Origin of the sequence: Pseudonocardia sp. CA-107938 (assembly GCF_050936315.1) — a bacterium.
GTDB lineage: Bacteria > Actinomycetota > Actinomycetes > Mycobacteriales > Pseudonocardiaceae > Pseudonocardia.
On sequence record NZ_JBNJNA010000002.1, the window covers coordinates 739,906 to 753,233 of the forward strand.

10 protein-coding genes are annotated in these 13,328 nt (G+C 70.7%); all 10 read left to right on the top strand.

Annotated features, from left to right (window positions below):
- Positions 1 to 11 precede the first annotated feature (11 nt).
- The 10 genes from ACQEVB_RS36450 (at position 12) to ACQEVB_RS36495 (ending at position 13,320) form a co-directional block, all read left to right on the top strand.
- Positions 12 to 1,730 (top strand): N-acyl-D-amino-acid deacylase family protein, encoded by a 1,719-nt coding sequence (locus ACQEVB_RS36450; RefSeq protein ID WP_432982885.1) that lies wholly within the window; start codon positions 12 to 14, stop codon positions 1,728 to 1,730.
- Positions 1,727 to 3,238: a flavin-containing monooxygenase gene (locus tag ACQEVB_RS36455; RefSeq protein ID WP_432982888.1), complete on the top strand. Its 1,512-nt coding sequence runs from the start codon at positions 1,727 to 1,729 to the stop codon at positions 3,236 to 3,238. The genes ACQEVB_RS36450 and ACQEVB_RS36455 overlap by 4 nt, the downstream gene beginning before the upstream one ends.
- A 60-nt stretch (positions 3,239 to 3,298) precedes the next feature.
- The gene (locus tag ACQEVB_RS36460; protein ID WP_432982891.1) at positions 3,299 to 4,276 is read left to right on the top strand and encodes an AraC family transcriptional regulator; all 978 of its coding nucleotides are present in this window, start codon (positions 3,299 to 3,301) and stop codon (positions 4,274 to 4,276) included.
- A 115-nt stretch (positions 4,277 to 4,391) separates the two neighbouring features.
- Positions 4,392 to 5,312 carry an alpha/beta hydrolase gene (locus ACQEVB_RS36465; RefSeq protein WP_432982894.1) on the top strand — a complete coding sequence of 307 codons (921 nt, stop codon included), beginning with the start codon at positions 4,392 to 4,394 and terminating at the stop codon, positions 5,310 to 5,312.
- Positions 5,313 to 5,339: 27 nt separating this feature from the next.
- The gene (locus ACQEVB_RS36470; RefSeq protein ID WP_432982897.1) at positions 5,340 to 6,188 is read left to right on the top strand and encodes a mycofactocin-coupled SDR family oxidoreductase; all 849 of its coding nucleotides are present in this window, start codon (positions 5,340 to 5,342) and stop codon (positions 6,186 to 6,188) included.
- 299 nt (positions 6,189 to 6,487) lie between these two features.
- A complete protein-coding gene (locus ACQEVB_RS36475; protein ID WP_432982900.1) occupies positions 6,488 to 6,679 on the top strand; it encodes a hypothetical protein in 192 nt (63 codons plus the stop codon).
- Between the two features lie 122 nt (positions 6,680 to 6,801).
- Entirely contained in the window at positions 6,802 to 8,682 is a 1,881-nt protein-coding gene (locus ACQEVB_RS36480; protein ID WP_432982903.1) for a hydantoinase/oxoprolinase family protein, read from the top strand.
- Positions 8,679 to 9,062 carry an acetone carboxylase subunit gamma gene (locus ACQEVB_RS36485; protein WP_432982906.1) on the top strand — a complete coding sequence of 128 codons (384 nt, stop codon included), beginning with the start codon at positions 8,679 to 8,681 and terminating at the stop codon, positions 9,060 to 9,062. The genes ACQEVB_RS36480 and ACQEVB_RS36485 overlap by 4 nt, the downstream gene beginning before the upstream one ends.
- Positions 9,059 to 11,263 (top strand): hydantoinase/oxoprolinase family protein, encoded by a 2,205-nt coding sequence (locus ACQEVB_RS36490; RefSeq protein ID WP_432982909.1) that lies wholly within the window; start codon positions 9,059 to 9,061, stop codon positions 11,261 to 11,263. Before ACQEVB_RS36485 ends, ACQEVB_RS36490 begins: the two co-directional genes overlap by 4 nt.
- A gap of 2 nt (positions 11,264 to 11,265) precedes the next feature.
- Positions 11,266 to 13,320: a hydantoinase B/oxoprolinase family protein gene (locus ACQEVB_RS36495; RefSeq protein ID WP_432982912.1), complete on the top strand. Its 2,055-nt coding sequence runs from the start codon at positions 11,266 to 11,268 to the stop codon at positions 13,318 to 13,320.
- The last annotated feature ends 8 nt before the right edge of the window (positions 13,321 to 13,328 follow it).

The window sequence follows — 13,328 nt, forward strand, 5'->3', positions numbered from 1 at the left end:
AGGACTGCACCGTGGCAGACTTCGACCTGATCATCCGCGGCGGATCCGTCGTGGACGGCACCGGCGGACCCGAGTTCACCGGTGACGTCGCCGTCACGGGCGGGCGCATCGCCGCCGTCGGCCGCGTCGACGGCGCAGGACGGCGGGAGGTCGACGCCGACGGCGCGACCGTCACCCCCGGCTTCGTCGACATCCACACCCACTACGACGGCCAGGCCACGTGGGACTCCACCCTGCAGCCATCGTCATGGCACGGCGTCACCACGGTGCTGGCCGGCAACTGCGGCGTCGGTTTCGCCCCGGCGCGCGCCACGGATCACCACCGGCTCATCAAACTGATGGAGGGCATCGAGGACATCCCCGAGGTCGCCCTCACCGAAGGGCTGCGCTGGGACTGGGAGTCCTTCCCCGAGTTCATGGACGTGCTGGCCCGGCGGCCGCGCGACATCGACATGGCGGTGCAGATCCCGCACGCGCCGCTGCGGGTCTACGTCATGGGCGATCGCGCCGCCGCCCGGGCCGACGCCACCGACGACGAGATCGCGCAGATGGCTCGACTGGTCCGGGAGGCGATCTCGGCCGGCGCACTCGGGTTCAGCACCTCCCGGACGCTCAAGCACAAGGCGAAGGACGGGGAGAACACCCCCTCCTACGGGGTCGGCGACGCCGAGCTCTCCGCCATCGCGCGAGCCCTCGGCGAGACCGGCACCGGAGTCCTCCAACTGGTCGCCGACTTCGTCGACCTGGACGACGACTTCCGCGTCATCGAGGGCATGGCCCGCTCGTCGCGTCGTCCGGTGTCGGTGTCCCTCGCGCAGGAGCGGGACCGCCCCGACACCTACCGCGCGGTGCTGGCGCGGATCACCGCACTCAACGCGCAGGGGCACCAGGTCAAGGCGCAGGTCGCCGCGCGCGGGATCGGCATGCTGCTGGGCCTGCAGTGCTCCCTGCACCCGTTCATGACGAACCCGGTGTGGAAGGCCGAACTGGCCGGCAGGCCGGTGGCCGAGCAGGCCCGGCTCATGGCCGAGCCGACCATGAAGGCGAAGGTGCTGGCTGCGCACACGGGGCACGCCGACCCGACCGTACTCGGCGGCGACCGCATCTACCGGTGGGAGGCGATGTTCCCGCTCACCGATCCGCCGGACTACGAACCGCCGTTGGACCGTTCGGTGGCCGCGATCGCGAGCCGCACGGGGCGCAGCGCGGTCGAGGTCGCCTACGACCTCGTCGTCCAGGACGGCGGACGGGCGATGATCTACGAGCCGTTCACCAACTACGCGGACGGATCCCTCGACCCCGTCCGGGAGATGCTGGTGCACCCGCACAGCCTCCCGGGGCTCTCCGACGGCGGCGCCCACATCGGCGTGATCTGCGATGCCAGCTTCCCGACCAGCCAGCTGCAGTACTGGGCGCGGGAACGACCGTCCGGCCGCCTCCCGCTGACCTACGTCGTCCAGCGGCAGGCCCGCGACACCGCCCGCTTCGTCGGCCTGGGCGACCGCGGCGTCATCGCGCCCGGGTACAAGGCCGACCTCAACGTCATCGATCTCCCCCACCTGCGGCTTCGGCTGCCGGAGGTCCACTTCGACCTCCCGGCCGGGGGCCGGCGACTCCTGCAGCGGGCGGACGGCTACGTGCACACGTTCGTGTCCGGTGTCGAGACGTACTCGCACGGTGCGGCCACCGGGGAGCGCCCGGGGCGCCTGGTGCGTGGCGGAACCTCGTGAACGCCCCGGACCACGAGATCGCGATCATCGGCGCGGGGATCTCCGGCATCGGCGCCGGAGTCGCGCTGCTGCGGCACGGCCGTCGTGACTTCGTCGTCTTCGAGCGCAAGGGCGACATCGGCGGGGTGTGGCGGGACAACACCTACCCGGGCGTCGGCGTCGACATCCCCTCCCACGCGTACCAGTTCGGCTACCACCTGGGGAGGTGGTCGCGGATGTACGCCAAGGGACACGAGGTGAAGGCCTACGTCGACGAGCTCGCCGACCGCTTCGGCGTCCGCGGCCACGTGCGCCTGAACAGCCCGGTCACCGGCCGGCGGTGGAACGAGGACAGCCACTGGTGGGAGCTCACCGTCGGGGAGGAGGTGGTGACGGCCCGTTGGGTGATCAGTGCGATCGGCAACTTCCCGATGGTGCGTGAGCCCTGCCTGCCCGGTCTGGACACCTTTCGCGGGCAGGTCCTGCGCAGCGCCGACTGGGACCACGGGTACGACCTGACGGGCAAGCGCGTGGCCCAGATCGGCACCGGCGCCAGCGGGGTCCAGCTCCTCCCCGAGATCGCCCGGGTCGCCGACCACGTCACGGTGCACCAGCGGACCCCGATCTGGGTCATGCCGAAGTTCGACCCGCGGTTCGGCCCGCTCACGCGCGCGGCGTTCCGCCGGTGCCCCGGCATCGAGCAGGCGCTGCAACGGCACATCACGACGGCGATGCGGGCGATGATCGCCGCCTGGGTCGAGTTCGAACGGCCGTCGGTCCGCCGACCCGTGCACGCACTCACCTGGCTGCTCCGCGACGTGTTCTACCGGCTCAGCGTCCGGGACCCCGAGCTGCGCAGGAAGCTGACCCCGAGCTACGGCCTGCTGTGCAAGCGGCCGTCACTGTCCAACGCCTACCTGCGCACCTTCAACCGCCCGAACGTCGAGCTGGTCACCGAACCGATCGAGAGCATCACGCCGCGGGGCGTGCGCACCGCAGACGGCGCCGAGCGCGAGGTGGACGCGCTGGTCCTCGCGACCGGGTTCTACAACGCCTACGACCCGGAGCCCTACCGCGCAGAGCCGGTCCGCGGCGCCGGCGGATTCGACCTGGCGACCTTCTTCGCCGAGGAGCGCATCGTCTGCTACGAAGGCGTCACCGTTGCAGGGCTGCCCAACACCGTCCTCATCTGCGGCCCCTACTCGCTGACCGGCGGGACGTGGCACGACATCGTGGACGTCTCGGTCCGGCACGCGATCCGCCTGATGGACGAGGCCGGTTCGCGGGACGCGACCCGGGTCGAGGTGCGCCGTGCGGCTGCCCAGGCGTGGACCGACCGGGTGCGGGCCAAACTGGCGAGATCGCTGCTGCAGCTCAACTCCTGCGAGACGTCCAACAGCTACTACTTCGACCGGCACGGCGACACCCCGTTCCTGCGACCCACGACCTTCGCCGAAGCCGTCGCTGCGCACGAGAACTTCCCGTTCGACGACTACAGCTTCCAGCGGCTGCCGGCCGCGGTCGGCTGACACGGCGTCTGCGTGACGGCGGGGGTGTGCGGGAGGCGGAGGGTGTCCTACATTCCGCGGATGAGCGCCACCACCGGTCCGCGGCCGGGAGGGGAGTGGGTGAACAGCGGTGAGGTCGCCGACCTCGTCGGTGTCCCGGCTGCTGATCGAGAGGCCCGCCTGGAGGACCTGGTCTCCGCCACGCACCTCGACATGGCCGTCCGGATCGATCCGGGGTGGTCGCCGGCGGTCTTCCGGGCCTCGATCCGCCGACGGTGGGTGGAGGACCTCGTCCTCGTCGAGGTCGCGTGCGATCCGTGCAGCGGCGCGCGCGGCCGGCGGCGAGCGGCTCGCACTGACGGCCTCCACCTCGGTGTCATGGTCGTGCGCGACGGGCGGGAGAGCGTCGCACTGGACGGTGTCGTCGCCGAGCTCCGCGCCGGCGACGTGCTGGTGTGGCGGAGCGACCAGCCGGCGCGGTTCCGCGTGCACGAGCCGCAGCACAAGCAGACCGTGATCATTCCGGCCATCGCGCTGACCGAGGTCACCGGCCCGAAGGACCTGCTCGGTCCCGCGGTGCTCCACGGGGATGCGCCCGCCACGCAGCTGCTCACCGGGTACCTCGACGTCCTGTCCCGCACGCTGGACCAGCTGGCTCCTGCCGCGTTGTCCGCTGCTCGCCGGGCGACGCTGGACCTCGCCGCTGCCGCGCTGCAACCCGGTGCGCCGGTGAGCGCCCCCCTCGTGGTCATGAAGGCGTGGATCGAGCGTCGCCTCCCGTCGGGAGACGTGACCCCGGCGGCGATCGCGGCGGCGCACGGGATGTCGGTGCGCAGCGTGTACCGGGTCTTCGAGGAGACCGGCGAGACGGTGAGCGCCTTCGTCCAGGCGCGGCGGCTGGTCCGGGCGCGGCGTGACCTCGCAACCGGTCGGGATGCCGTGTCCGACATCGCGGCGCGGTGGGGGTTCGCCGACGCCAGCCACTTCAGCCGCGCCTTCCGGGCGCGGTACGGCCGGACGCCCCGCGACTTCCGCGCGGAGGTGGCGGCGCGGCGCTGATCGTCGCGGCGGCCGCCCTGGCAGGGAGAGTCCAGCCCCTGACAGCCAGGTACAAGCACCCGGAGCGCTGGTCGGCGACCCTTCCTCCACACCGTCGACAGCCGAGGAGGGTTTCGTGGTGCGTGAGGATGTCGAGTTCACGGCGCAGGGCACGACGCTGCGCGGGTGGTTCTACCCGGCCGAGGGGGCGACCGGCGAGTCCCCGTGCGTGGTGCTCCAGCACGGGTTCTCCGGGGTCAAGGAGATGTACCTCGACGACTTCGCCGAGGTGTTCCAGGCGGCCGGCCTGAGCTGCCTCGTCTACGACCACCCCGGGTTCGGTGCCAGCGATGCCGTACCGGGGTGTCCCCGCCAGGAGATCGATCCCTGGCAGCAGATCCGGTTCATCCAGCACGCGATCACCTACGCACAGTCCCGCCCGGACGTCGACGCCGAGCGCATCGGGCTGTGGGGTTCGAGCTTCGGAGGCGCACACGCACTGGTGGTGGCGGCGACGGACCGGCGGGTCAAGGCCGTCGTCAGCCAGGTTCCCCCCGTCTCCGGGGCGGCGACCTTCAAGGAGCTGATCCGCATCGACCACTGGGCTGCCCTGGATGCCGCGTTCGCGGGGGAGCGGCTGGCTCGCCTGAACGCGGCGGACCCGACGATGCTGCCGGTCGTCACGGCGGACCCGGAGACGAACGCGGCGCTGCCCACCCGCGACTCCTACGAGTGGTGCGCGACGGCCGCGAGGGACCGGGCACCGAGTTGGCGCAACGAGGTCACGTTGCTCTCGATGGAGTTCTTCCGCGGCTACGAGCCCGGGAGCTGGATCCCGCTGATCGCGCCGACCCCGCTGCTCATGATCGTGGCACCGCACGACCGGCTGGCCGACGGGCAGCTGGCGACCGCGGCGTACGAGACGGCGCTGCACCCCAAGAAGCTGGTCCTCGTGCCGGGCGGGCACTTCGACGCCTACACCGGTCCGGGGTTCGCCGCCACGTCCGCGCCGGCGCGCGACTGGTTCGTCGAGCACCTGCTGACCAAGCACATCTGACCGGATCCGCCAGGAGGAGGAGTCCACATGGGACGATTCGAGGGAAAGGTCGCCTTCGTGACCGGCGCTGCTCGCGGTCAGGGCCGCTCGCACGCCATCCGGTTGGCGGAGGAGGGAGCCGACGTCGTCGCTGTCGACATCTGCTCCGACGTCGAGACGGTGCCCTACCCGGGGGCCGACGACAGCGATCTCGCGGAGACCGTCAAGCAGGTGGAGGCGCTCGGTGGACGCATCGTCGCCCACCAGGTCGACGTGCGCGACCTCGCCGCACTGGAATCGGTCGCCCGACACGGCGTCGAGGAGTTCGGCAGCCTCGACATCGTGTGCGCGAACGCCGGGATCGCGAGCTTCGGGCAGGCGCTCGAGCTGGACGAACGGACCTGGCAGACGATGATCGACATCAACCTGACGGGGACGTGGAAGACGGTCAAGGCGACCGCACCGCTGATGGTCGAGGGTGGTCGCGGTGGCTCGGTGGTCCTCACGTCCTCGGTCGCCGGTCTCATCGCGTTCCCCAACATCAGCCACTACGTCGCCGCGAAGCACGGCGTCACGGGCCTGATGCGCGCGTTCGCGATCGAGCTCGCGCCCTTCGGGATCCGGGTCAACTCCGTCCACCCGGCGACCGTGGACACCCCGATGGTGGCCAACCAGGCGTCCTGGTCGCTGTTCCTCGGCGGGGTGGAGGGGGCGACGCGAGAGCAGGCCGCCGCCGGGATGACGGCCATGAACGCACTGCCGGTGCCGTGGGTCGATCCGGTCGATGTCACCAACGCGGTGCTGTACCTCGCCTCGGACGAGGCTCGCTACGTCACGGGGACGACCACCGTGATCGACGCCGGAGCCATGGCGCCGTTCAAGATCCCGCACGCGTGAACCGCGCCGGGGTGGCCGCTGGGCGGTCCTCGGCACCGGCGACGACCTGTCCTCCCGGGTACGCCGCAGGTCAGGGCGGGCGACCGGTGTCGGATCCGGCCCTCGCGAGCTGGCCGCGCCTGCCCAGGGCCGAGATCGATCACTGAGCGCCACCCCGGCGCCCGCGCGTGCAGCGAAGGTGAACGGGTCGACTGGGTCGACGGCGCCGAAGGTGAACTCGTCGTCGCGCACCTGCGCCGGGAATGCGTGCCGCTGGTCCGCTTCCGGGTCCGGGACCGGGTGATCGTGCGGACCGACCCGTGCCCGTGCGGCCGCCGCTGCGGGTCCAGGTCGAGTACGGACCCGGCGAGGAGGACCTCGACGGGCTGCGCGGCGCGGTGGAGCAGGAGCTGCGCGACAGGTTGGTCGTGAAGGCGGCGGTGGAGCTCGTCCCGCCGAACGCGCTCCCACGGTGGGAGATGAAGGCCCAGCTGGTGAGGAGACGGAGATGAAGGCGAGCGCAGCGAGCCGGAATCGACCATGGAGACGGAGATGAAGGCGAGCGCAGCGAGCCGGAATCGACCCTCGGGGAGGAGGTAGGCGTGACGCCGAAGTCAGCAATGGAGGTGACGAGGTGCTGAACATCGACATCGACACCGGCGGGACCATGACCGACGGTCTGGTCAGCGGTGACGGCACGGTGTTCTCGGTGAAGGTCGAGACCACTCCGCACGACGTGACGATCGCGTTCGTCGAGGTCCTGGAGGCCGCGCGAGCGCGGGTCGGGGCGGCCAGCCTGCGTGACCTGCTGGACGACGTGGCTCTGATCCGCTGGTCGTCGACGATCACGTCGAACGTGCTGGCGCAGAGGTCCGGGCCGAAGCTGGGGCTGCTCGTGAGCGCCGGCCACGAGGACGACCTCTACACGAGCGCGGGCGAGGCCGCGACGGTGGTGGGGCCGCTGATCGACCGGGAGAACATCACCGGCATCTCCGACGACGCGGACGACGACGAGGTCCGCACCGCGGTGAAGGGGCTGTTCGACAAGGGCATCCGGCGGATCAACATCTCGCTGAAGGGCGCGTTCGAGGACAACTCGCGCGAACGCAAGGTCGTCGCGATGATCGACGCCCAGTACCCGGACCACTTCCTGGGCTCGATCCCGGCCCTGCCGGCGAGTGAGATCCTGCTGCGGCCCGACGACGCGACCCGCACGTTCGTCTCGTTGATCAATGCCTACGTCCACCCCTCCTTGGCGACCACCCTCTACCGCGCGGAGGAGACGCTCAAGCAGGAGCACTCCTGGCGCGGCAACGTGCTGGTCGGGCACATCAACGGCGGTGTGGCGCGGATCGGCAAGACCACGGCCTTCGACACCATCGAGTCCGGGCCGCTGTTCGGGACGCACGCCGGCGCTCACGAAGCCGCGGCGCGGGGCGACGGCAAGGTCCTCGCCATCGACGTCGGCGGCACCACGGCGAAGGCGTCCGCCGTCGAGTCCGGCCGTGTCGTCGACCGCGACGAGGGGCACCTGTTCGGCATCCCCGTCCGCACGAACCTCCCGCTCCTGCGCTCCATCGCGCTGGGCGGCGGCTCGGTCGCCCGGGCGAAGGACGGCGAGGTCACCCTCGGTCCCGACTCGATGGGTGCCGCACCGGGCCCGGCCTGCTACGGCCTCGGTGGGCGCAACGCCACCACGACCGACGCGTTCGTGCTGCTCGGGTACCTGTCGCCGACGGCGTTCCTCGACGGTCGCCGCACGCTGGACCTCGACGCGGCCCGGGACGCGATCGCGCGCACCGTCGGTGATCCGCTGGGCGTCACGGCCGAGGAGGCGGCGCGGCGCATCGTCGACAAGGCCTTCGACATGACCGCCGAGCTCGCTCGCGAGACGGCGCGAGAGATGGGCTGGGACCCCGCGGACACCGCCGTCTACGCCTTCGGCGGCAACGGCCCGCTCTTCGCGACCGGCGTGGCCGAGCGGATCGGTGCGCAGAAGGTCCGGCTGTTCGCCTTCGGCAACGTGCTCTCCGCCTACGGCTCGGCCATCTCCGACGTCGTGCACGTCTACGAGTCCGCCGTGAACTCCGACGACGCGGCGCGGGCCGCCGCCGCGAAGCTCACCGACGAGGCGCGCCGGGACCTGCAGGGTGAGGGATTCGATCCCGGCGCCGCGTCGCTGCACTGGGAGGTCCGGCACGACGACGGTTCCCGCACGACGGCCGACGGAGCGATCGACGCCGCGCTCGGTGGCGCACCCGCGGGCCTCGTCAGGCTCACCGCGCGCTATCCGCTGCCGAGCCTCGACAAGGTCGCCGCAGCGCAGGCCGACGGGACCGCCGGCGGCGACCGCGGGGGGATCCCGACCCGGTCGTGGGCGTCGGTGGCCGGCGAGACGGTCACCGGCCCGGCTCTGATCGACGGCGGCAGCTTCACCTGGCTGGTCGGGGCCGGGTGGGCCCTGGAGGTCGATCAGCACGGTGATGCCCTGGCGACGAGAGGAGAGCAGCGATGACGCAGCCGAGGAAGATCCACGTGGCGGAGTACCTCGACCTCGACGTCGACTCCGAGAGGTGGTCCTGCCATTCGTGCGGTCACGACATCGGTGACGCCCGGGACAACTACAAGAAGGGCCTGCTCATCCACGAGCGGGACCCGGGCGAGGTGCACCCGCCGCTGATCGAGGGCGCGTACACGTTCGCGCCCAACCCGGAGTGGATCCGCATCCTCGAGTTCTACTGCCCCGGCTGCGGCCGCCAGGTCGAGACCGAGTACCTCCCGCCCGGTCACCCGATCACCCACGACACCGAGATCGACCTCGACAGCCTCCAGCGCAAGCTCGCCGACGGCGCGCTGTGCATCGACGCCCACGGCAAGCTGGAGGTGACCGCATGAGCGCCACCCACAAGACGATCGACATCGACGTCGGGGGCACCTTCACCGACCTGGTGCTGACCTGGGGCGACCGCCGGGTCACCGCGAAGGCGCCGACGACCCCCTACGACCTGTCGGTGGGGTTCCTCGACGTCCTGACCGACGGCGCCGACCAGCTCGAGATGTCGATCGACGACCTGCTTCCGCAGATCGAGCTGGTCCGCTACTCGACCACGGTCGCGATGAACCGGCTCATCGAGCGGAAGGGGCCGCGACTGGGGCTGCTGACCACCGAGGGCCACGAGGACGCGATCCTCATCGGCCGTGGTGCGCAGTGGACCGACGGCACCCGGATCTCGGAGCGGCGCAACGTCGCCGTGCAGAACAAGCCGGCGCCGCTGGTCACCCGCGACATGATCGCCGGGGTGCGCGAGCGCGTCGACTCGTTCGGCCAGGTCCTGCGTCCGCTGAACGAGGACGATGTGCGGGCCAAGCTGCGCAGGCTCGTCGACGGCGGTGCCCGCGCCATCGCGGTGTCGCTGCTGTGGAGCTTCGCGAACCCGGCGCACGAGCTGCGGATCCGGGAGATCATCCGCGAGGAGTACAAGGCCTACCACGTGGGCTACCTGCCGGTCGTGCTCTCGCACGAGGTCGTCGGCAAGGTCGGCGAGTACGAGCGCACCATGACCGCGATCCTCGACGCCTACCTGCAGAGCTCGATCAAGGCGGAGATGGAGGCGACCTGGGACCAGCTGCGCGAGCACGGCTACCGCGGCAGCTTCCTGCTCACCCACAACACCGGCGGCTCGGCGGAGATCTTCAAGACCACCGCGTCGCGCACCTACAACGGCGGCCCGATCTCCGGGCTCATGGGCAGCTTCCACATCGGCAAGGCGCTGGGCTACCGCAACGTCATCGCCTCCGACGTCGGCGGCACCAGCTTCGACCTCGGGATGGTCGTGGACGCGTCGGTGCGCTCCTACGAGTTCCGGCCCATCATCGACAAGTGGATGGTCGGCATCTCGATGCTGCAGTCCGCGACGATGGGCGCGGGTGGCGGCTCGATCGCCTGGATCAACGAGCTGCTCGGCGGGCGGCTCGAGGTGGGCCCGCGTTCGGCCGGTTCCTACCCCGGTCCGGCGTGCTACGACCTGGGCGGCACCGAACCGACCACGACCGACGCCGACGTCGTGCTCGGCTACATCTCCCCGGACGGCTACTTCAACGGCCGGATGCCGCTGAACCGGGACAAGGCCGTCGAGGCGATCGAGCTGAAGATCGCCAAGCCGCTCGGACTCGGCGTCGACGAGGCCGCCGCGCTGATCCGCCGGATCGTCGAGAACAACATGGCCTCGGCGATCAAGCGCGAGGTGCACCTGCGCGGCTACCACCCGGAGGACTTCGTCCTGTTCGCCTTCGGTGGTGGCGGCCCCACGCACGTCGCGGGCTACGGCGCGGACGTCCCGACGTCGGTGATCTTCCCGCAGGCGCCGGTGTTCTCGGCGCTGGGCAGCTCGGTGATGGACATCATGCACGTCTACGAGCAGTCGAAGCGGCTGCTGTTCCTCAACGGGATGACCCAGCAGTACACCGACGACTACGCCGCCTACAACGCGCCGATCGAGCAGATGATCGCCCAGGCCAAGGCCGACCTCACCTCCGAGGGGCTCGACCCGGACAGCGCCGTGTTCACCGTCGAGCTGGACATGCTCTACGGCGGTCAGGTGCAGGTGAAGCGGGTCGCGTCACCGCTGTTGGCGATCCACTCCCCGGAGGACGCGCAGCGGGTGTACGAGGAGTTCGAGAAGGAGTACTCGGAGGCGTTCAGCCCGCACGTGGTCAACAAACCCGGTGGGGCCTACATCGAGAACATCGTCGTCAAGGCGACCGTGCCGACCGAGAAGCTCGACCTGCCCGTCCACGATCTGCAGGGCACGGACCCGTCAGCGGCGCAGACGGGCCACCGCAACGCCTACTGGCCGGAGCTCTCCCGCCGGCTCGACACCCCGGTGTACGCGTTCGACCAGCTGCAGCCGGGCAACCAGGTCGACGGGCCGGCGCTGGTGGAGGCGGAGTTCACCACGATCGTCCTCCCACCGGGCAAGAGCTTGTCCATCGATCGCCACGGCCTCGGGCTGATGCAGAACACCGACGTCGCCGGCACCGACGCGGCCCTGCCGGGCGCGGCGGTCACAGCTGCGCCTGCCCTGGAAGGGGTCTGATCATGGGGTACCCGAGCCTGGAGGAGAAGCTCGGCGCGCTGAAGGTGAGCGAGCCGACCGACTACGAGAAGGCCTGCCTGGAGAAGGTCGGCGCCGGTGACTACGAGATCGGCGTGCAGCGCACGGCGGACATCCTCGACGAGGGCTACGAGGTGTTCATGCGCAGCTCGCGCTCCCAGATGGGGGTCGCGGGCGACTCCATCGTCGCGCTGTTCAACGCCCAGGGTGACCTGGTCAACGCCTCGGCAGGCACCTACCTGCACGCGGTGATCCCGCCGATCGTGATCAAGTACATCCTGAAGAACTTCCGGGAGAACCCGGGCATCGCCGACGGCGACATCTGGTACACCAACGACGCCCTCTACGGCGGGATCCACAACCCCGACCAGGTCGCGATCATGCCGGTGTTCTTCGAGGGCGAGCTCGTCGCCTGGACCGCGGCCCTGTCGCACACCACCGAGACCGGCGCCTGCGAGCCCGGCGGGATGCCGGTGTCGGCGAAGTCACGGTTCGACGAGGGCATGAACCTGCCGCCGATGAAGATCGGGCACAACCACGTCCTGCGCCACGACGTGATCGAGATGTTCGCGGCGTTCGGGCTCCGGTCGGAGACCAGCGTGACCGTCGACCTGCGCGCCCGGTGCACGACGGCGGACCGCGTGCGGGTGCGGTTGCTGGAGATGTTCGCCCGCGAGGGCAAGGACTTCGTCACCGGCCTGTTCCGCCGGATGCTGATCGAGGCCGAACAGGGTGCCCGCAAGCGGCTCGCGTCGTGGCCCGACGGGGTCTACCGGTGTGCGACGTTCTCCGACGCGGCCGGTACCGAGCACGGCCTGATGCGCAACTGCTTCATGACGATGACGAAGAAGGACGACACCCTCCACATCGACTTCACCGGCACCAGCCCGGAGAACGGGTCGTCGTACAACGCGCACCCGCAGGCGGTCATCGGCCACCTGGCGAACTACATCTACGAGTACGTCTTCCACGACCTGCCGATCTCCTCGGCGACGTTCCAGCCGATCGACTTCGAGTTCCCGCCGAACTCGATGCTGTCGCCGGCGCCGAACGCCGCGACCAGCTGCGCGGTCATGGCCGCGACGGGCGCGATGAGCGCGATCGCCAACTGCGTCGGCCGGGCCCGGTTCGGCACGGTCGAGTGGCGGCAGGTCACCGCCTCGCTGGGCAACGGCGGCAACGCGTCGGTGCTGGCCGGGGTGTCGCAGTGGGGCATGCCGTTCGCCGACATGCTCGCCTACACGATCAACACCGAGGGGCAGGGCGCGCGGTCGCACTCCGACGGCATCAACGCCTACGGGTTCCCGTGGTGCGCCTTCGGGCGTGCACCGGACGTGGAGAACATGGAGAACGAGCTGCCGATGCTCGTGCCGTTCTCCCAGCACTGGCCCGACTCGGGCGGCGCCGGGAAGCACCGCGGGGGAGTGGGTACCGCGCAGCTGTGGGTGGCCCACCACGTCCCCTACGTGGTCTTCATGTCGATCGCGGACAACTCCATCGTGCAGACGCCGCAGCCGCTGTTCGGCGGCTACACGATGTGCACCTGCCCCGGGTTGTCGATGGAGGGCGTCGACATCCCCGAACTGCTGCGGGCCGGCGAGGAAGGGACGCTCGACCTGGCCAGCCTGCTGGCCGGGAAGTACGGCGGGCGGATCGTGTCGGAGACCTACGCGCGCACGGCCCGTCCCGTGATGGGCGACCAGGTGATCACGCTCGGGATCTCGACGGGCGGCGCCGGCTACGGCGACCCGCTCGACCGTGACCCGGCCGCCGTCGAGAAGGACGTCGTCGACGGGCTGATCTCCGACTGGTCGGCCACCCACGTCTACGCGGTGCGCTTCACCGAGCGCACGGGGCGCGTCGACCCGGCAGCCACGCAGCAGGTCCGCCGCGAGGTCCTCGAGGCGCGCAAGGCCCGCGGGAAGACCTGGGACGAGTTCCACGCCGGCTGGTCGCAGCGCAAGCCGCCCGAGGAGGTGCTGGCGCTGTACGGCTCGTGGCCGGACGGCGAGGTCGTCACCCCGCTGATGCGGATGTGAGCGGGGCC